The organism is Nocardia otitidiscaviarum, from assembly GCF_007362295.1.
GTDB lineage: Bacteria > Actinomycetota > Actinomycetes > Mycobacteriales > Mycobacteriaceae > Nocardia > Nocardia otitidiscaviarum.
Map to the genome: position 1 here is coordinate 6,385,275 of NZ_CP041695.1, position 19,325 is coordinate 6,404,599.

General features: G+C 68.7%; 20 protein-coding genes. 9 read left to right on the plus strand and 11 right to left on the minus strand.

Going from position 1 to position 19,325, the window contains the following annotated elements; genetic code table 11:
- Positions 1 to 29 precede the first annotated feature (29 nt).
- The 4 genes from FOH10_RS28605 to FOH10_RS28620 form a co-directional block, all read right to left on the minus strand.
- The gene (locus FOH10_RS28605; protein ID WP_029925372.1) at positions 30 to 644 is read right to left on the minus strand and encodes a TetR/AcrR family transcriptional regulator; all 615 of its coding nucleotides are present in this window, start codon (positions 642 to 644) and stop codon (positions 30 to 32) included.
- Between the two features lie 36 nt (positions 645 to 680).
- On the minus strand, positions 681 to 1,415 hold the full coding sequence (locus tag FOH10_RS28610) for a hypothetical protein (RefSeq protein ID WP_143983006.1): 735 nt from the start codon (positions 1,413 to 1,415) through the stop codon (positions 681 to 683).
- Positions 1,416 to 1,535: 120 nt separating this feature from the next.
- Positions 1,536 to 2,330: an SDR family oxidoreductase gene (locus tag FOH10_RS28615; protein ID WP_143983007.1), complete on the minus strand. Its 795-nt coding sequence runs from the start codon at positions 2,328 to 2,330 to the stop codon at positions 1,536 to 1,538.
- A complete protein-coding gene (locus FOH10_RS28620) occupies positions 2,327 to 3,517 on the minus strand; it encodes an acyl-CoA dehydrogenase family protein (protein WP_438804750.1) in 1,191 nt (396 codons plus the stop codon). The genes FOH10_RS28615 and FOH10_RS28620 overlap by 4 nt, the downstream gene beginning before the upstream one ends.
- Positions 3,518 to 3,617: 100 nt before the next feature.
- Between FOH10_RS28620 and FOH10_RS28625 the strand changes: the two genes are divergently transcribed.
- The 5 genes from FOH10_RS28625 to FOH10_RS28645 all read left to right on the plus strand — a co-directional run bounded on the left by FOH10_RS28625 (position 3,618) and on the right by FOH10_RS28645 (position 9,588).
- Positions 3,618 to 5,288: a FadD3 family acyl-CoA ligase gene (locus FOH10_RS28625; protein ID WP_143983008.1), complete on the plus strand. Its 1,671-nt coding sequence runs from the start codon at positions 3,618 to 3,620 to the stop codon at positions 5,286 to 5,288.
- The gene (locus FOH10_RS28630; RefSeq protein WP_143983009.1) at positions 5,285 to 6,166 is read left to right on the plus strand and encodes an enoyl-CoA hydratase; all 882 of its coding nucleotides are present in this window, start codon (positions 5,285 to 5,287) and stop codon (positions 6,164 to 6,166) included. The genes FOH10_RS28625 and FOH10_RS28630 overlap by 4 nt, the downstream gene beginning before the upstream one ends.
- A complete protein-coding gene (locus FOH10_RS28635) occupies positions 6,167 to 7,297 on the plus strand; it encodes an acyl-CoA dehydrogenase family protein (RefSeq protein WP_143983010.1) in 1,131 nt (376 codons plus the stop codon).
- Positions 7,298 to 7,313: 16 nt separating this feature from the next.
- A complete protein-coding gene (locus tag FOH10_RS28640) occupies positions 7,314 to 8,336 on the plus strand; it encodes an acyl-CoA dehydrogenase family protein (protein WP_143983011.1) in 1,023 nt (340 codons plus the stop codon).
- Between the two features lie 208 nt (positions 8,337 to 8,544).
- A complete protein-coding gene (locus FOH10_RS28645) occupies positions 8,545 to 9,588 on the plus strand; it encodes an acyl-CoA dehydrogenase family protein (protein ID WP_143983012.1) in 1,044 nt (347 codons plus the stop codon).
- An 87-nt stretch (positions 9,589 to 9,675) separates the two neighbouring features.
- Here the strand turns inward: FOH10_RS28645 and FOH10_RS28650 are convergent, their stop codons facing one another.
- From FOH10_RS28650 to FOH10_RS28660, 3 genes are read right to left on the minus strand one after another with little or no spacing between them, the layout of a single operon-like run.
- On the minus strand, positions 9,676 to 10,521 hold the full coding sequence (locus FOH10_RS28650) for a helix-turn-helix domain-containing protein (RefSeq protein ID WP_143983013.1): 846 nt from the start codon (positions 10,519 to 10,521) through the stop codon (positions 9,676 to 9,678).
- Complete coding sequence (locus FOH10_RS28655; protein ID WP_244961411.1) at positions 10,518 to 10,955, minus strand: DUF6879 family protein; 438 nt, start codon at positions 10,953 to 10,955, stop codon at positions 10,518 to 10,520. Before FOH10_RS28655 ends, FOH10_RS28650 begins: the two co-directional genes overlap by 4 nt.
- Positions 10,956 to 11,010: 55 nt before the next feature.
- Positions 11,011 to 11,337: a hypothetical protein gene (locus tag FOH10_RS28660; RefSeq protein WP_143983015.1), complete on the minus strand. Its 327-nt coding sequence runs from the start codon at positions 11,335 to 11,337 to the stop codon at positions 11,011 to 11,013.
- Positions 11,338 to 11,555: 218 nt separating this feature from the next.
- Between FOH10_RS28660 and FOH10_RS28665 the strand changes: the two genes are divergently transcribed.
- From FOH10_RS28665 to FOH10_RS28675, 3 genes are all read left to right on the plus strand, one after another.
- Positions 11,556 to 12,056, plus strand: a complete 501-nt coding sequence (locus tag FOH10_RS28665) for a hypothetical protein (protein WP_244961412.1) — start codon at positions 11,556 to 11,558, stop codon at positions 12,054 to 12,056.
- 267 nt (positions 12,057 to 12,323) lie between these two features.
- A complete protein-coding gene (locus tag FOH10_RS28670) occupies positions 12,324 to 13,574 on the plus strand; it encodes an MFS transporter (protein WP_143984374.1) in 1,251 nt (416 codons plus the stop codon).
- Between the two features lie 152 nt (positions 13,575 to 13,726).
- Positions 13,727 to 13,972 (plus strand): hypothetical protein, encoded by a 246-nt coding sequence (locus FOH10_RS28675; protein ID WP_143983016.1) that lies wholly within the window; start codon positions 13,727 to 13,729, stop codon positions 13,970 to 13,972.
- On the opposite strand, the gene FOH10_RS28680 is transcribed toward FOH10_RS28675, so the two are convergent.
- Positions 13,969 to 15,366 carry an amino acid permease gene (locus FOH10_RS28680; RefSeq protein ID WP_244961413.1) on the minus strand — a complete coding sequence of 466 codons (1,398 nt, stop codon included), beginning with the start codon at positions 15,364 to 15,366 and terminating at the stop codon, positions 13,969 to 13,971. The genes FOH10_RS28675 and FOH10_RS28680 overlap by 4 nt on opposite strands.
- 221 nt (positions 15,367 to 15,587) lie before the next feature.
- On the opposite strand from FOH10_RS28680, the gene FOH10_RS28685 reads away from it, so the two are divergent.
- A complete protein-coding gene (locus FOH10_RS28685; RefSeq protein ID WP_143983017.1) occupies positions 15,588 to 16,340 on the plus strand; it encodes a DUF427 domain-containing protein in 753 nt (250 codons plus the stop codon).
- Positions 16,341 to 16,353: 13 nt separating this feature from the next.
- On the opposite strand, the gene FOH10_RS28690 is transcribed toward FOH10_RS28685, so the two are convergent.
- The 3 genes from FOH10_RS28690 to FOH10_RS28695 are packed head-to-tail and all read right to left on the minus strand — an operon-like array spanning position 16,354 to position 19,279.
- The gene (locus FOH10_RS28690; RefSeq protein ID WP_221937890.1) at positions 16,354 to 18,270 is read right to left on the minus strand and encodes an ABC transporter ATP-binding protein; all 1,917 of its coding nucleotides are present in this window, start codon (positions 18,268 to 18,270) and stop codon (positions 16,354 to 16,356) included.
- On the minus strand, positions 18,270 to 18,443 hold the full coding sequence (locus tag FOH10_RS35060) for a hypothetical protein (protein WP_157533574.1): 174 nt from the start codon (positions 18,441 to 18,443) through the stop codon (positions 18,270 to 18,272). The genes FOH10_RS28690 and FOH10_RS35060 overlap by 1 nt, the downstream gene beginning before the upstream one ends.
- Positions 18,440 to 19,279: an ABC transporter permease gene (locus tag FOH10_RS28695; RefSeq protein WP_143983018.1), complete on the minus strand. Its 840-nt coding sequence runs from the start codon at positions 19,277 to 19,279 to the stop codon at positions 18,440 to 18,442. The genes FOH10_RS35060 and FOH10_RS28695 overlap by 4 nt, the downstream gene beginning before the upstream one ends.
- Positions 19,280 to 19,325: the final 46 nt, after the last annotated feature.

Sequence of the window (19,325 nt, forward strand, 5' to 3'; positions counted from 1 at the left end):
CGGCGGGTGGGTGCAGACATGAAGAACTCCTACTTGCTGGGCTGTTCGGGATTGGTCAGCCCGTCGAGCACGATGGTCAGATACTGCTTGGCCAGGCTGTCGACCGTGATGCGGCCGCCGGGGCGGTACCAGCGCACCGACACCCAGACGGTGTCGCGCAGGAACCGGTAGGCCAGTTCGATATCCAGTTCCGGCCGGAAGCTGCCGTCGGCGACGCCATTGGTCAGCACCCGGTGCCACAGCTCCCGGAACTCTTTGTTGTATTCCTCGATGTAGCCGAATCGCGGTGTGCCGCTGAGGCGTTTGGCCTCGGCCTGGTAGATGGCCACCGCGGCGTGCGATCGGTCGAACGATTCGTACGACGCGATCACCAGGGCTTCCAGGGTGTCGCGAGTGGGCAGGCCCGCGTCGACGATCTCCCGGTAGCGGCCGAAGAGGTCGTCGAGGAAGCCGCGCAGGATTTCGTCCACCATCGCTTCCTTGGAATCGAAGTGGTGGTAGAGACTCCCCGATAGAATCCCCGCCGCGTCGGCGATATCGCGGACCGTGGTGGCGCGCAGGCCCCGCTCGGCGAAGAGATCGGCGGCCAGGCCCAGCAGCTCGCTGCGACGTGCTGATTTGGAGGGGTCAGGTGGTGGGGTCACCTCGCCAATATACAACCAAGCATTTGCTTGGTCGAGTCAGCGCACCGAGTAGCGCAGCGGCGAGGCAACGGACAGGTCGGCCAGCAGGCGGTCACAGATGACTATGGGCGAGATTCCGGCCCGGGCCATGCGGGCCACCAGGGCGAGGCGACGTTCGGGGCTGTCCCATTCGACGGTGAGTGGATCGCGGCCCGGGCCCGCGTCCACGGTGGCCATGACCCGGGGGACACCGCCGTCACCGCGTTCCTCACTGAGCTTGAGCACCATGCCGCGCTGCCACGCGCGGTAGGTCTCCATATCCGCGCCCACCACCAGCTTGTCGGTGGCGGCACACAGCCCCTCGGCGATGCCGTCGGCGAAAGCCACATTGTCGTAATGGAATTGACGGCAGCGCCGAACCACCTCCAGCAGATCCGCCCGGACCTCGCACAGCAGGGCGGTGCGTTTGTGGCGGCGGCGCGCCTCCTCGCTGTCGCCGAAGGAGTCGCGGGACAGGCCGATTCGGCGCGCCCGTTCGCGATCACGGGCGAGGTCGTGGCGGAGCGCGCCACGCGGATCGCGGGTGACGTCGTCCTCCGCCACCGCGTGCTGTTCGAGAATCCGCGCCGCGCGCATGGCGGTGGCGCGTTCGGAATCGTGGTCCAGTAATTCCGCTCCCAGTGTGAGAGCGGCGAGTACCGCATTGTCGATACGGCGGCGCGCGAGTACCACCTCGCGCACCAGCTCGAGTTCCAGTGCTTCCTGGGCTTGTTGTCGCTGATCCCGACCCATGGGTCGCGCCCTTCGACGTGTGGCATCGGCCTAAACCAGGATTGCACACCGAGCGCATGGGCGCGCCAGCCATTTTCTTTCCTGTGGATAAATCAGCGATCCGACAGAAGGCGAATGAAATCAGGCGCGCTGACTGCTGATCGAAATGACTTCACCGGTCAGATAGGTGGTGTAGTCACTGGCGAGCATGGCGATGGTCGCCGCCACCTCCCACGGCTCGGCGGCGCGGCCGAAAGCCTCCTGCGAGGTGAGGTGGTCGAGCAGATCGGGCGAGGTGACCTTGTCCAGGAAGGCGTGCCGCGCGATGCTCGGCGCCACGGCATTGATCCGCACCCCGTATTCGGCCGCCTCGACGGCGGAGCAGCGGGTCAGCGCCATCACCCCGGCCTTGGCGGCGGCGTAGTGCGCTTGGCCGTGCTGGGCGCGCCAGCCCAGCACGCTGGCATTGTTGACGATCACGCCGCCGTGGGCCGCCGCGCGGAAGTACCGCAGCGCGGCCCGGGTGGCGCGGAAGGTGCCGTTCAGGGTGATGTCGACGACCCGGTCCCACTGCTCGTCGGTCATGTCGACCACGGGCGTCTCACCGCCGAGCCCGGCATTGTTGACCACGATGTCGATCCGCCCCAGCGCGGCCACGGCCCCGGTGAACAGCGCGTCCACCTGTTCGGTGCTGCTCACGTCGCAGGCCAAAGAGGCCACCCGGCGATCCGGGAATTCGGCCTGCAGCGCCGCCTCGGTCTCCTTCAGCCGACGTTCGTGCCAATCCGAGACGACCACGTCCGCACCCTCGGACAGCAGCCGACGGGCGGTGGCGGAGCCGATGCCGGTGCCCGCGGCGGCGGTCACCACGGCGATCTTGCCGGCCAGCAGGCCGTGGCCGGGGGTCGGTTCGGGAGCAATGGACAAATCGGTCACGGCCGAGCCTCTCGCGGAAGTCCGAGCACCCGCTCGGAGATGATGTTGCGCTGCACTTCGTTCGATCCCCCGTAGATGGTGTCGGCGCGGCTGAACAGGAACAGCCGCTGCCAGGCATTGAGGTCGTCACCCGACGCGTCGGCGATGAGGCCGGGCGCGCCGAGCACATCCATGGCCAGCTCCCCCAGGCCGCGATGCCAATTCGCCCACAGCAGTTTGGTGACCGACGCGTGCCCGGCGGCGGTGCGGGCGTCGACGGTGGCCGAACCGTGGCCGTCGTCCAGGGTGCGCAGCACGTGGGCGCGCAGCACCCGCAGCCCCACCCAGGCCCGGTCCAGCCGGTCGGCGATCACCGGATTGTCGATCGCCCCGTTCTCCCGCGCCACCGCCTCCAGGTCGGCGAGTTCGCGGGCGTATCGAATCGACTGTCCCACGGTGGAAATGCCGCGCTCGAAGGTGAGCGTGCCCATGGCCACCCGCCAGCCGTCGCCGGGCTGGCCGACCACCAGATCGGCGGCGGTGCGGGCATTGTCGAAGAAGACCTCGTTGAACTCGGCGGTCCCGGTGAGCTGGATGATGGGCCGCACCTCGATACCGGGCTGCTTCATGGGCACCAGCAGGTAGGACAAGCCCCGATGCCGCTGCGATCCCTTCTCGGTGCGCGCCACCACGAAGCACCAGTCGGACAGGTGCGCCAGCGAGGTCCAGATCTTCTGCCCGGTGATCGACCACTCGTCGCCGTCCAGGTGCGCGGCGGTGGAGACGGCCGCCAGATCCGATCCCGCGCCGGGCTCGGAATAGCCCTGGCACCACAGTTCGGTGACACCGCGGATGCCCGGCAGGAAGCGCCGCTTCTGCTCCTCGGTACCGAAGGCGATGAGGGTGGGGCCGAGCAGTTCCTCGCCCAGGTGCGAGACCCGGCTGGGCGCGTCCGCCTTGGCGTACTCCTCGTGGAAGATGATCTGCTGCCGCAGGGTGGCGTCGCGACCGCCCCATTCCACCGGCCAGCCCAGACAGGTCAACCCGGCGGCGGCCAGGGCGCGATCCCATTCGAGGCGTTCGTCGAAGGCTTCGTGTTCGCGGCCGGGACCGCCCAGACCGCGGAGTTCGCGGAACTGCCCGGTGAGGCTCTCGGCCAGCCATTCACGCACTTCGGCGCGGAATTCGGCGTCGCGTCCCGCCTCCATCCCACTGGCCGGTTCGGGGGTCTGGATCATGCTCACGTCGGTAGAGTAACCTACCAAGCACTTGCTTTGTTAGACCCATTCCCGGACGGCAGGAATTCCGATGACACCACCTCCGCAGACCACTCCGCTGGCTCTGCACGACGCGGCGCGCGCCTACGGCGACGCCCCCGCCGTCGTCGACGGTGCCGTACGACTGAGCTGGGCGGAACTGCTCGACTCGGTGCGTGAGACGGCCCGGGCGCTGCTGGCGCGCGGGATCGGCGGCGGCGACCGGATCGGCATCTGGGCTCCCAATACGCACCACTGGGTGACGGCCGTACTGGCCACCCACTACGTGGGCGCGGTCATCGTCCCGCTCAACACCCGCTACGTCGCCGAGGAGGCCGCGGATGTGCTGGCGCGGGTGGACGCCAAGGCGCTGTTCATCGCCGGGCCGTTCCTGGGCCGCGACCGACTGGCCGAATTGCGCGCAGCCGCACCGGATCTGAAGATCGGGACGACCATCGTGATACCGGGCGACACCGGCCCGGGCGGCACCGATGATGCTGGCACGGCTGTCACGGATGATGCCGCCGCGATCGGCACGGGTGGCGTCGGCGTGTCCGCCGCGGGCGATGCAGCCGCGCGCACCGGTGACGACACCCTGACGTGGCGTGACCTGGCCGCGCTGGCCGTACAGGTCACCGCCGCGGACGCCATCGCCCGCGCGGAATCCGTTTCCCCGGACGACCTTTCCGACATCCTGTTCACCTCCGGCACCACCGGGCGCAGCAAGGGCACGCTCATCGCGCACCGCCAGGCACTCGCGGGCGCGCGGGCCTGGTCCGAATGCGCCACCCTCAACAGCACCGACCGCTACCTGGTGGTGCCGCCGTTCTTCCACAACTTCGGTTACAAGGCAGGCATTCTCGCGTGCCTGGTGACCGGTGCGACCATCGTGCCGCAGGCCACCTTCGACGTGCCCGAGACCATGCGGCTGGTGCAGGACCACCGCATCACCGTGCTGACCGGGCCGCCCACCATCTACCAGACCATCCTGGAGCATCCCGCGCGCCGCGACGCCGATCTGAGCAGCCTGCGGGTGGCAGTCACCGGCGCGGCCACCGTGCCGGTCGTACTCATCGAAAGAATGCGCACCGAACTGGAATTCGATGTGGTGCTCACCGCCTACGGGCTCTCGGAGTCCGGCGGCTTCGGCACCATGTGCCGTCCGGAGGACGACGCCGAGACCATCGCCAACACCTGCGGTCGTGCCATCGGCGACTTCGAGGTCGCACTCGCCGACAACGGCGAGGTGCTCATCCGCGGATCCCAGGTGATGCTGGGCTATCTCGACGATCCGGTGGCCACCGCCGACACCATCGACTGTGACGGCTGGCTGCACACCGGCGATGTCGGCACCTTGGACGGACGCGGCTACCTGAAGATCACCGACCGGCTCAAGGACATGTACATCTGCGGCGGGTTCAATGTGTACCCCGCCGAGGTCGAACAGGCCCTGGCTCGGCTCGACGGCGTCGCCGAGACCGCGGTCATCGGGGTGCCGGACGAACGGATGGGCGAGGTCGGCAAGGCGTTCGTGGTGCGCAAGGCCGGATCGGGCCTCACCGCCGACGACGTGGTGGCGCACGCCAAGACGCTGCTGGCCAATTTCAAGGTGCCGCGCTACGTCGAATTCCGTGATCAGCTGCCCTACAGCGCCGCCGGGAAGGTGCTCAAGCGGCAGCTGCGCGACGACACCGGCCGTGCGGAGAACGAGGAGAGAGCGTGAGCCAGGAACCAGGGCCGATCCCCGACGAGGGCGAGGTGGTGCGCTACGAGACGCGCGGACCGATCGCGATCGTCACCCTCAACCGACCCGACTACCGCAATGCGCAGAACTCGGTCATGACCTACGCCCTCGACGCCGCCTTCACCCGGGCGGTCGAGGATCCCGAGGTCAAGGTGATCGTCTTGGCCGGCGCCGGAAAGCATTTCAGCGCCGGACACGATATCGGCACGCCGGGGCGCGATCACCACGTCACCTACGAGAACAAGGCCGCGCTGTGGTGGGACCACGTCGATCGCCAAGGCGGCGACCAGCGCTTCGCCCGCGAATCCGAGGTGTACCTGGGTATGTGCCGCCGCTGGCGGGAGATCCCCAAGCCCACCATCGCCATGGTGCAGGGCGCGTGCATCGCGGGCGCGCTCATGCTGGCCTGGTCCTGCGACATGATCGTGGCGTCGGAGGACGCGTTCTTCTCCGATCCGGTGGTGCGCATGGGCATTCCGGGTGTCGAGTATTTCGCGCATCCGTGGGTGCTGGGCCCGCGCCGCGCCAAGGAGATCCTGTTCACCGGTGAACGCTTCAGTGCCGCACAGGCATACGAGTGGGGAATGGTGAATCGCGTGGTGCCGCGCGCGGAGCTGGAGGGCCACACCCTGGCGCTGGCCGAGCGGATCGCGGAGATGCCGCAGTTCGGGCTGGCGCTCACCAAGAAGGCCGTCAACCAGTGCGAGGACCTGATGGGCATGCGCGCCGGCATGGATTCGGTCTTCGGACTGCACCATTTCGCACATGCGCACAATGCCGAGGTCGGCGCGGATTCACTCGGCGGCATGAACGCCAGATCCATGAAGGCGGCCGCCGACCGGAACGGGGTGAAGTAGATGGATCTCGAATTCGATGCCAGGACCGAGGAATTCCGGCGTGAGGTGCGGGAGTTCCTGGCCGCCAACGTACCCGCCGCTCCCTTGCCATCCATGGACACCCAGGCGGGTTTCGAGGCGCACCGGGAATGGGAGGCCACGCTGGCCGACGCCCGGCTGTCGTGTGTGGCCTGGCCCGCCGAGTACGGCGGCCGGGACGCCTCGCTCACCGAATGGGTGATCTTCGAGGAGGAGTACTACGCGGCCGGAGCGCCCGGGCGGGTGAGTCAGAACGGCATCTTCCTGCTCGCGCCGACCCTGTTCGAACACGGCTCGCCCGAGCAGTTGGCTCGCATTCTGCCGAGAATGGCTCGCGCCGAGGATATCTGGGCGCAGGCGTGGTCGGAACCCGAGGCGGGCAGCGACCTCGCCGGGATCCGGTCCACCGCCAAGCGCACCGACGGAGGCTGGCTGCTCAATGGGCAGAAGACCTGGAGTTCGCGGGCGTCCTACGCGGATTGGGGCTTCGGCCTGTTCCGCAGCGACCCGGAGGCGCAGCGGCATCGCGGGCTGACCTATCTGATGTTCCCGCTCACCGCCGAGGGCGTCACCGTGCGTCCGATCCCGCAGTTGGACGGAGAGCCGGGGTTCGCGGAGATCTTCCTGGACAATGTGTTCGTGCCCGACCGGGACGTGATCGGCGAACCGAACAACGGCTGGAAGGTCGCCATGGCCACCTCCAGCAATGAGCGCGGACTCTCGCTGCGCAGCCCCGGACGGTTCACCGCCACCGCGGCCAAGCTCATCGACCTGTGGCGCACCGTCGCCGACGCCGCCGATACCGCGGCGCGGGATCGCGTGGTGGACGCCTGGGTGGGTGCGGAGGCGTACCGGCTGAACACCTGGGCCACCGTCACCCGGCTCGCCGAGGGCGGCCAGCTGGGCGCGGAATCCTCGGTGAACAAGGTGTTCTGGTCCGACCTCGATATCGCCATGCACGAAACCGCGCTGGAGCTGCACGGTGCCGCCGCCGAACAGGAGTCGGCGTGGACCGACGGCTACCTCTTCTCGCTGGCCGGCCCGATCTACGCGGGCACCAATGAGATTCAGCGCAACATCATCGCCGAACGCCTGCTCGGCCTGCCGCGATAGTCGACCGGAGAACGACATGCGATTCGCTCTGACAGCAGAACAACTCGACTTCGCGGCCAGCCTGCGCAAGATGTGCGAGGCCGCCAAGACGCCGAATACCGTGCGCGCCTGGGCCGCCGGGGACGCGACCGCCGGGAAGACGCTCATCCGGCAGCTGGCCGAGGCCGGTGCGCTCGGGCTCACCGTCACCGAGGACAACGGTGGTTTCGGGGCCGGTCCGGTGGAACTGGTGGTGGCGTGCACCGAACTCGGCCGGGCCGCCGTACCCGGACCGCTGGTGGAGACGGCCGCGGTGCTTCCCGCACTGCTACAGGCGCTTCCGGTCACCGAACGGACCGGCGGCTGGCTCGGCGGCTTCGCCGAGGGGGCCACGCTGGGCACCATCGCCCTGCCCGCGCCGGGCACCGCCGCGGAACCGCTCGCCCTGGATGCCGATACCGCCGATGTGGTGCTGGTGGCGACCGGTGACCGGGTGTCACTGGCCGCGCCGCAGGAGCACATTCGCTCGGTGGACGCGGCGCGGCGGCTGTTCCCCGTCATCGAGGAGACCGTGCTCGCCGAGGGTGACGGGGTGCGCGCGGCCATCGACACCGCCTTCGACGCGGGCGCGCTCGCCACCGCCGCCCAACTACTGGGCGCGGGGCGGGCGCTGCTGGACATCAGCGTGGAGTACGTGAAGCAGCGCCACCAGTTCGGCAAGCCGATCGGGCAGTACCAGGCCATCAAGCATCAGCTGGCGGACGTGCTCATCGGCCTCGATATGGCGCAGCCGCTGCTCTACCGGGCGGCACTCTCGGCACAGGACGCGACCGCGACCACGGCGCGCGACATCTCCGCGGCCAAACTGGCCGCCGGGGAGGCCGCGTACCGGGCCGCGCGCACCGCGCTTCAGGTGCACGGGGCCATCGGGTACACCGCCGAATGCGATCTGTCGCTGTGGATCACGAAGGTGACCGCGCTGCGCTCGGCGTGGGGAACACCGGATTTCCATCGTGCCCGGATCGCCGGGGCGTTGCGCTCGGAAGGGTCGGCGGCGTGAGGTTTCAGGTCGGGCGGCGAGCGGCGGGGCGTCACCACGCGGCGGGGCACGCACACGGGAATCAACGCGGCGGGCGCGATTCACGGGCGGGCACGACAGCCCGGCCCCATCGCCCGACGCCCAGCGGACGTCGGAACGAGAACAGCGTGGACGGTTGTACGCGGCGGGGCGTCGTGCGGCGCTTCGTCCGGGCCGAGAGGGAATCAGCATGAGTCTGAGTGCGGAGCAGCAGGAACTCGCGAGCACCGTGCGCGCGGTGCTGGCCAAGCACGGCGACAGTGCCGCCGTGCGGCGTGGGATCGAGGGGCCGCGCGGATACGACGAGCACCTGTGGCAGCTGCTGTGCGAACAGGTCGGGGTGGCGGCGCTGGCGATTCCGGAGGAGTTCGGCGGTATCGGGGCCGGGCTGGTCGAATCTCTGCTCGTGGTCGAGGAATTGGGCCACACGCTGAGTGCGCCGCCCATGCTCGGGTCGGCGGTGCTGGGGGTGCGGGCGCTGCTGCTCGCCGGGGATGCCGAGGCGAACGAGCGGCTGCTGCCGGAGGTGGCCGAGGGTGCGCGCACCCTCGCCCTGTGCTGGGCCGGGCGGCGCGGCTGGGACGAGTTCGGGGTCGCGGTCACGGACGGAAAGCTCACCGGCACCGCGCATTACGTGCTCGACGGCGCGTATGCCGACACCCTGCTGGTGCTGACCGCCGACGGGCTGTTCGAGGTGGACGGCACGGCGGACGGGGTCGCGCGGACGACGGTGCCGACCCAGGATCCCTCGCGGCGGCTGGCCGAGATCGGTTTCGACGGTGTGGCCACGCGGCGGCTCGGCACCGTCGCCGTGGATCGGCTGCGGGAGACCGCCTGGCTGGCGGTCGCGGCCGAGCAGGTCGGGGCGGCGCAGCGGTGCCTGGACCTGACCGTCGACTACACCGGTTCGCGGGTGCAGTTCGGGCGGCCCATCGGCAGCTTCCAGGCGCTCAAGCATCGGATGGCCGATATGTACGTGCAGGTGGAGTCGGCCCGGTCGATCGCCCACCATGCCATCGCGGCGCTGGCCGCCGGCGACGTGGACCCGGTGGATGTGGCGGCGGCGCGACTGTACTGCACCGACGCGCTCAATGCGGTGGCGTCGGAGATGGTGCAGATGCACGGCGGTATCGCGATCACCTGGGAGCATGACGCGCACCTGTTCTTCAAGCGGGCGCACGGTCTGGCGCAGTTGTTCGGATCGCCCGCGCGGCCGCTGGCACGACCGGCTTAGCGTGGAGTTTCCTCGGCACAGGCCGGTGGTACCGGGCATTCGCCCTGGCCACCCGGCCTGTGTGCCGTTCACGGCGGAAAGGCAGGGCTACCGCCGACCAGTAGACCGCGTTTCAAGCGCTTTACGGATCAATGCTCGGGCAGCGTCCCCGGTAACCGACTGATTCACCAGGACATCAAAGGTCTGGTGGTAGACCTTGATCTCCCGAGGCTGAGTAATGCTCAGCTCGGCCGTAATCCCCTCAACCAAGACCCTTTTGGAGTCGAACATCACGAAACCGGTGGTGACAGTCTCAAAGGGTGCTGCACGTGGAATGATGCCCAGCGTTACCCGTGGCATCCCCAGAACAGCCATCAGCCGGTCCATCTGCCCTGCCATGGTCTGGTCGTCCCCGACCGTTGTGTACAACGCTTGTTCGGCAATCACGAAGTGGAACAGGTGTTCTCGCTGGTACAAGACCTGCTGGCGCTCCATGCGCTTGGACACGCCCTGATCGAGATCGTTCGGTATCTGCTGAAACTCGATCACCTTCCGGAGAATTCCAGCCGCATAGTCTGCGGTTTGCAGTAGACCAGGGATCAGTACTGGTTCGAACCAGCGAAGTATCCGAGCCTCTGACTCCCACTTGATCGACGCCTGTTGGCGTCTCCTGGTCCCTGTGCTCAGAACCTTCCGCCACTCGAGATATGCGGAGTCGATGTTCTGCCGAGTGGCTATCAGGTCTGCTAGCTGATCCTCAGCGTCGCAGTGTCGGCAGTACGCTTCGAGGTCTTCGCGAGATGGCTTGATCTTGCCGTACTCGAGTTTGGAAACCTTACTGGCGTCCCAACGGTTTCGGCGCGCCAGTTCCGCACCACTGAGCCCAGCATGAAAACGAATCTCCCGAAGCCGGGCCCCGAGAGATTCGCGCTGTTGATGCAGAGATTCCGTCACTGGTTGACGTACTCCGTGTACGGCGTAGCCAACGACCAGAACCGGTGTTTGAGTTGACGACAATAGGCGGCGATGTGCGGATCGGCGGTAACCGCGCCGGACCAGCCGCCCGCCTCACCGAACGCTGAGAAGATCACTAATTCATCATCGAACAACCAGAAATCATCTGGCGGCACTTCTCCCGCATGGTGTCTGGGCAAGTACCTGATGTCTTCCCCCGCTTGGGTGTTCAGTTCCGCCACCTTCAGGGCGAAGCGGGTGTAGTCGGCATGCGGCTCGGTGACGATACGCACCCTGGTCATCGAAACAGCCCGGCCGACCGTCTCTTGCACGAGATCCGTCCAGGGCCGGAACCAGGCGCAATCATCTGGCTCGCCTGCCAGGAACCTCCTGAGCGGTTCGTGTTCGTGCGGCTCGGCGTAGGAGTCGAGCACTTCGAGGTGGAAGGCATCCCGCTTACAGGTCCGTAGCAGGTCCGGAAACCCTTCATCAGGTACTAGCCGCACCGTAGAACGTCCTCTCTCGCTTGGGAACCGAGATCACGCCCTCATCGTCGGCCATATCGAGTTGGTTCAGCGTTTCGTCATCGGTGACCGGCAGGCCGGACACCAGGAACGTTCCTCGACCGGTATCGGTCATCGGCGCACCGATGAAGGTATCCGGCTCCAGGAACCCGAGCAGTAGGTGGGGCAGTTCGACGGTATCGACCCGGTCGGTCCTCCACGCTTGAACGACGTACCCGCGCTGGTCATCTGCCAGCAAGGTAGGGCATCCGTTGCCAGTGCTTCCGCCCTTGCCGAGAAAACGTAACGACATGGCTAGCGCCTCTCTGTGAGCCGTGCTCGTTGTTGCACGGTGTCATTCGATTCTGGATCAGCTGTGTCGTCATTGACCGATGGAAACCTGAAATGTGCACGATTGAGCATGATCGTGGACCTGCCTTGCAACCGCTTCGTAGCGTCTGTTCAGGCGTTCGGGGGCGGTGCAGTCGTCCCGCCCCCGGTCGTCACCACCGACGAACCAAGGGGAGCGGGATGGCTAGGCGCAGCAGGCTCGGAGAGTTCCCCGGCGGCGTGCTGGAGATCAGCGCCTACGACGATGACCCTGTAGACGGTCATCCGGGGGTGTATTTGGAGATCTACCATGCCGCCGACGACGCACAGCGAGGAACCGAGATGCGCTACCAGGCAACAGCAATCGGGTATCTGCGAACCGAGATCAGCGGTGTGGCCCAGTTCTGGGACGAGAGCCAGATTCGGAAGCTGGCCGCACGGCTCGGCTACGACTTCGCCGACATGATCGTCTACGACCCGAAATTCGGGCGGCCACCGCTGGCTCGGCTGAAGGCACAGGTTTCCCGGCTGGACGCGGAAGCGGTCATAGTCCCCGGCCCTGAGCACTTCGAGGGCGGACAGGTACCCGGATCACTGGTCAAGCAGGTTGATGTCATCACCGTGACGCCGGAGGAGACCTATGCGCGGGGCGACATGCCACCGTTGCCGGATCTGCCGCCCAGCAAGGCGAATGGAGCCTGAACACGCCCACACCGACGCTCGGGAACCCGAAGGGAGGCAAGCACTTGGACGATCCTCAGTGGGCGTAGACCGCCGCCCCTGCTGGCGCTCACCGCCGATGGGGCCTTCGAGATGGACGGCGTCGTACGCGGGCCGGTGGCAGCGGGTCGTTCGCTCTGCCACCGATCTGTGCTGCGTGTCACGGCGAGAGATAGTTAGCATACGCAATCATTTTGGTTAGCATATACAACGAATGCCGTGACGATGAGGGAGACTCCTGTGAGCACCATGTCGGATGCCCGGCCCGCCACCGGCGGGACCCCCACCCCACCTTCCAACACCAAGCAGCCCAAGGCCGTGTGGGCCGTGGCGTTCGCCAGCGTGATCGCCTTCATGGGTATCGGGCTGGTGGATCCGATCCTGAAGCCGATCGGTGAGCAGTTGCACGCGTCGCCGTCGCAGGTGACGCTGCTGTTCACCAGCTACATGCTGGTCACCGGCGTGGCCATGCTGATCACCGGCGTGGTGTCGAGCCGCTTCGGGGCCAAGAGGACGCTGCTGGCGGGGCTGGCGATCATCGTCGCGTTCGCGGCTCTGGCGGGCGGCTCCGATACGGTCGGGCAGATCGTCGGCTTCCGCGCGGGGTGGGGGCTGGGCAACGCGCTGTTCATCGCCACCGCACTGGCGACCATCGTGGGTGCGGCCAGCGGCGGCGTGGCACGCGCCATCATCCTGTACGAGGCGGCGCTGGGCATCGGCATCGCCGCGGGACCGCTGGTGGGCGGGTTTCTCGGCCACTTCAGTTGGCGCGCACCGTTCTTCGGGGTGTCCGTACTCATGGCGGTGGCCTTCATCGGACTGGTAATCCTGCTGCCGGAGACGCCCAGGCCCGCCCGGCCGACCGCCATCACCGCACCGTTCAAGGCCCTGACCCACCCCGGGCTGCTGCTGGTGAGCATTACCGCCCTGCTCTACAACTACGGCTTCTTCACCCTGCTCGCCTACGCCCCGTTCCCCCTGGACATGGGCACCTACGAGATCGGCTTCATCTTCTTCGGCTGGGGTGTGCTGCTGGCCGTGGCCTCGGTCTGGTTCGCGCCGAAACTCCAGCGCGCCTTCGGCACCGTGCCGATGATGGCGCTGGCGCTGGCCCTGTTCGCCGCCGATCTGGCCGTCATGGCCCTGCTCACCGAACACAAACCGGTCCTGGTGGTCGGCACCGTCCTCGCGGGCCTGTTCCTCGGCGTGAACAACACCCTCATCACCGAGGCCGTGATGCTCTCGGCCCCGGTCGAACGCTCCACCGCCTCCGCCGCCTACAGCTTCGTCCGCTTCGCGGGCGGTGCCGCCGCCCCCTACCTGGCGGGCAAACTCGGCGAGCAGCACATGTCCCTGCCGTTCTGGGTGGGCGCGGCCTGCACCGCCGCCGCCGTCGCGGTCCTGCTGTCCGGCCGCGGACTCCTGCGTGGCGTGGACGACCACGACCCCGCGCCACACAGCGTCACGGAGGCCCAGGCCATCACCCTCGGCGACGACTGACCCCGGTCTCCGGTCGCCCCACCCCTGTGGCCGTTCCCACCCTCGTGACGCAGCGCGGTTGCGGGTCTTCCGGAACGCGGTGCCGCACAATCTCCGCAGGACGGTATACCCGGCGGCGAGAGGGGTTCGCTATGGACGGCGGAGCGTGGGTTGTGCTGATCATGGCGGTAGTGGTGGCGTTAGCGCCGATCTGGCTGCTGTGGTTGCGGCGGCGGAAGATCAAGCGGTATGGGATCGGTGGCGGGGAGTTCAACCATCCGTTCGCGACCTTGGGGTACGGGGGTGTACCGCCGGGAACGGTTATCCAGGAGGACTTCGGCGGGCCGGGGAAGTCCGAACCGATCGGGCGGGGTTCGGACGATCCCGATGACGAACCCGACATACGCCGCCACGACTAATGGTGCAGGACTTCCACCTCGCGGGTCGGGGGCTTGCTGCCGAACTTGGCGCGCAGGGGGTAGAGGGCGGCCACCACCAGGAGGCTGATGGTGGAGGCAAGGAGTTGGTTGCGCTGGTCGGGGTTGCGGGCCATCGCTATGAAGACGATGGCGATGGCGGAGATGACGAGCCAACTGAGGTAGGGGTAGCCCCACATGCGGTAGGTGAGGGCGGAGGGGTCCTCGCGGCGCAGGCGGGAGCGGAGTTTCAGCTGGGAGAACATGATCGCTACGTAGACGAAGGCCAGCACCACGCCGATGGAGTTCACCAGGAAGGTGAAGACCTGGTCCGGGGAGACGTAGGAGGCGATGACCGCACCCCAGGCGGCGACGGTGCCGAGCAGCACCGCGCGGGCGGGGACGCCGCGCCTGTTCACCTTCACCAGACCGGCGGGGGCGTCGCCGTCACGAGTGAGGACGTAGAGCATGCGGGAGGAGACGTAGATGGCCGAGTTGAGCACCGACAGCACGGCGGTCAGGATGACCACCTGCATGATGGTGCCCGCGGCGGGAACGCCCATGTGGTCCAGGGCGCTGACGAACGGGCTCTGCAACACCTCGGCGTCGTTCCAGGGCAGGATGCAGACGATGAGGAAGATCGAGGCCACATAGAACAGGCCGACCCGCCACAGCACATTGTTGGTGGCGCGGGCGACGGCCTGGCCAGGCTCCTTGGATTCCGCGGCCGCCACGGTGACGATCTCGGTGCCGCCGAAGGCGAACATCACCACCACGATGGCGGAGAACACCCCGGTGACGCCGTTGGGCGCGAAGCCGCCGTGCCCGGTCAGATTGTGCAGGCCGCCGTCGGCGTCGGGCCACAGCCCGAACAGGTACACCGCGCCCAGCACCAGGAACAGCACGATGGCCACGACTTTGATGGAGGCGAACCAGAATTCGAATTCGCCGAAGGATTTCACCGACACCAGATTGACGGCGGTCATGATCACCAGCAGGGCGGCGGACAGCACCCACTGCGGCAGCTCGACCCATGCGCCGAGGATCGCGGCACCGGCCACGGCCTCCGCGCCGACCAGGATGACGTACAGGTACCAGTACAGCCAGCCGACCACGAATCCGGCGAACGGCCCCATGGACATGCGCGCGTACTCGGCCAGCGATCCGGCCACCGGGCGGGCCACCACCATCTCGCCCAGCGCCCGCAGTACGCACAGCACCAGCAGCCCGGCCGCCGCGTAGGACAGCACCGCCGCGGGTCCGGCGGTCCGGATGACCGAGCCGGAGCCGACGAACAGGCCCGCGCCGATCGCGCCGCCGATGGCGATCATCGTCATATGACGTCGCCGCAGTCCGGGCCGCAGCCCCTCCCGCTCCTGTGTGATCGGCACCGTCACTCTGACCGCCACCTTCTGGGTTGTTGCTCGAATGTTGCGGCTACACCATATCGGCCCTGGTCATGCGACCAGAACCCGAGGTGTGAGCTCGGCCGCCGAGGGGACCCGCCGTTCGCGGTCCCGAACTCGGCAGGGCGGAGCGGGGTGATCCGACGTCCCCGAGGTGCGCCGACGGCCGGAGCCGGGCGGGCGCAAACGAATTCGGCGTAGCGTCGGAAGGTATGAGCGAGACGAATCGGAGCGGGGTCCGCGTCGAGCCGTGTGCCAAGCGCGTGCGGACCTATCTCGGAGGTCACCTGGTCGCCGACACCCGCCATCCCGTCCTGGTGTGGGAACACCCCCACTACCCCACCTACTATCTGCCCGCCGCCGACCTGACGGCCAAGCTCGAGCCGTCCGGCGACGCCCGCGGCTCCACCGAACTCGGCGACGGCACCGCCTTCGACGTGCTGGCCGACAATGCCACCGCCTTCGGCGCGGCCGTGCGCTACCTGGACTCCCCCGTACCGGAACTGCGGGAGCTGGTGCGGCTGGACTTCGACGCCATGGACGCCTGGTTCGAGGAGGACGAGCCGATCTACGTCCACCCGCGCGATCCCTACAGCCGGGTGGACGTCCTCGCGAGCTCGCGCCATATCCGCGTGGATATCGACGGCACCACCGTCGCCGACTCCCGCAATCCGCGCATCCTCTTCGAAACCGGGCTGCCCGCACGGTATTACCTGCCGATGACCGATGTGCGCATGGATCTGCTGCGCGAGTCGGACACCACCAGCCAGTGCCCGTACAAGGGGACCGCCTCGTACTGGACGGTGCGGATCGGCGAGCGGGAGTATCCGGACATCGTGTGGGGGTACCCGACGCCGCTGCCGGAGAGCCAGAAGGTTGCCGGGCTGGTGTGCTTCTACAACGAGAAGGTCGACATCTGGGTGGACGGGGAGTTGCAGGCCCGGCCCGCGAGTCCGTTCAGCTGAGCAGCGGCGGCCGTCAACCCGCTCGCGTCAACGCGTCCGGGGCCAGCAGGGCGCGGGTGGTCTCGTGCGCCGGTGCGGCGAAAACACTTGCCGTACTGCCGGATTCGACCACGCGTCCAGCGTCCAGCACGGTGACGGTGTCGGTGCGTTCGGCGATGAGCGGCAGATCGTGCGCGATGAGCACGAGCGCGAGCCGGTGACTCGTGCGCAGCCCGGCCAGCAGGTCCATGATCGCCGCGCCGGTGCGGTCGTCGAGTGCGGAGGTCACCTCGTCACAGATGAGCACATCCGGCTCGGCGGCCAGTGCCCGCGCGATGGCGACCCGCTGCCGCTGCCCGCCGGACAGTTCGTGCGGATACCGCCGCGCGTAATCCGGTGCGAGCTCCACCTGCCGCAGCAGCTCCGCCACCCGCCGCGCGCGCTCCCCCACCGCGCAGCGCCGATGCAGCCGCAGCGGCCGTCCCAGCGTCTCCCCCACGCTCCGGCTCGGATTCAAGGCCCCCAGCGGCGACTGCGGCACCAACTGCACCCGCCGCCGCTGCTCCCGGCTCCGCCGCCGCGACTCCCCACGCAACGCCACCCCGTCGAGCGTCACCGTCCCCCGCTCGGGCGGATGCAACCCCACCACCGCCCGCGCCACACTCGTCTTCCCCGACCCCGACGGCCCCACGATCCCCACCGCCCGCCCCGCCCCGACGGCGAGATCGACTCCGTGCAGCACCCGCTGCCCGCTCTCGAAAACCACCTCCAGACCTCGCACCACCAGCAGCGAATCCTCTACCCCGGCAGTGGCTTCCGCGCCACGCACGGCACTGCGGGCAGCGGCCGGGAACGGGCCGGAACCGCTCGGGTCGCCCTGCGTGCCGACGACCGTCGCAACCGGTTCGGTCGATGTGTCGACGTCGGCGGCCGTTGTCGCCGCGGCGGTCGGGCCGCAGTCGCTCGGGCCGCTCGGCAGACCGTTGGAAGGCACCGGATCATCCGAGCGAACGGGCAGCACTGCCTCTCGCCGCGGCCGGTCGGCGTCAGCGGCGGCCACGGCTGCCGCAGGCCGGGGTGATTCGGCAGGCGCGCCGGTGGACGCCACAGCGGCGGCGCACCGCCTGTTGTCGAGGTTCGGGCTTCCGCCGCGACGGCGGGGGCCTGATTCGGCGCACCGGTCCACTGTCGGCGCTGGTGAGCCGTCCACGAACGGCGGAACGGCCCGGTCAGCCGCGCGGGTGCCGGTATGGACCGCGGGGTCGCCCGATTCGAGGTGGACTTCGGCATCCGCGATGCGGTCGACCAGGGCGCGGTCGTGGCAGGTGAGGACGATGGCCAGGGCGCGGGTGTGGGCCAGGGTGCGGAGCAGGTCGGCGATGTCGTCGCGGAGTTCGGGGTGCAGGCCCGCGGTGGGTTCGTCGAGCAGGAGGACGTCGGGGCGGCGGGCCAGGGCGCGGGCCAGGGCCACGCGGCGCTGCTGACCGCCGGAGAGGGCGGTGGGGCGGCGGGTGGTGAAGCGGAGGTCGGTGGGGAGGCGGACCTCGGCGAGCAGGTCGGTCACCGAGGACGGATCGGTGGCGAGTTCGCGGACGAGGGCGCGTACGCGCATGCGCGGGTTGAGGGCGGAGCCGGGATCCTGGCCCACGAAGGCGATGCGGGTGCGGCGAAGCTCGCGCAGAGCAGTGGTGTCCAGGGCGAATACGTCGTGGCCGAGCACCTCCACGGTGCCGTTGGTGCGGGTGGTGCCGGGCGGCAGAATGCCGGTGAGCGCGCGCAGCAGGGTGGTCTTGCCGGCGCCGGAGAGTCCGGTCAGCGCCACGACTCGACCGGGCTCGGCATCGAGGGACGCGTCGCGCAGCAGCATCCGCCCGTCCGTCGCGGCGACCGCGAGATTGCGCACCCGCACGGCGGGGCGGCCGGGCGGTGTGGTGGGACCGGCGTCGGCCATCAGCGTTTGGTCGCCTCCCTACCGAGTTGGACGGCGCGCACGACGCGTGCGAGGCCGGGGCGATCCGCGGGCGCCGCGCCGTCGGCGGGCAGGGTGAGGGTCTGTTCCTCGTGCTCCGGCGTGATCTCGTCGCCGGTCTGGAGCTGCCGCTTGGGTAGCCGTGCGGAGTTCATCGCAGGCTCACCGCCTTTCGTCCTACCTGTGGTGCCAGGGCGGCCGCCGCGAGATTGACGCTCATGGCGAGCACCCCGATAAGCAGACTAGGGGCGATCACCGCCCAAGGGTTGAGGAGGACGCCGGGACCGTTCTCCCGGATCATGAGTGCCCAGTCGGCGGCCGGGGGTTGCGGACCGATCTGGAGGAAGCCCGCGGTCGCCACGATATAGACGGCGGCCACGAACCGCAGCCCGAACAAAGCCAGCAGAATGGCACGCAGATTGGGCAGCACCTCGCGGAACACCAGATGCCACAGGTGCTCACCACCCGCGGCGGCGGCCTCGACGTAGCCGGATGCCGCGATGGGGGCCGCCGCGCCGGTCACCAGCCGCACCGCGTACGGCACCCCCAGCACCACCGCCGCCGTGATGATCGCCACTCTTCCCCCGCCCGGCCATGACAGTGCGATGAGCAACAGCCCGAGCACGGCGGGCAGCAGGATCAGCAGATCGGCCGTCCGGTCCACCACCCGCCCGAACCCCGGCCGCAGCGCGCTCACCGCGCCGAGCCCGGCCGCGACCACGGTGACCAGCACGGCGGCCAGCAATGCGGACACCACCAGTTCCCGTCCCCCCGCCAGCACCCGGCTCCACACATCGCGCCCGAGCAGATCGCCGCCGAGCGTAGCGGCACCGCCGGGTTCGGCGTACGGTCCGGTCACCGGAGTGTCGATGGGATGCGGGGCCAGCCACGGCCCGGCCAGCGCCACCGCCACCAGCACCAGCGCGGGCAGCAACCGCGCGATGAACAGCAGCCGTGTGCGAGGACGGACAGCGGCCGGGCGCGGGCGCATCACCGGACCTCACCCGACCCTCCGGGGAGGACCGAGCCGCCGAGCC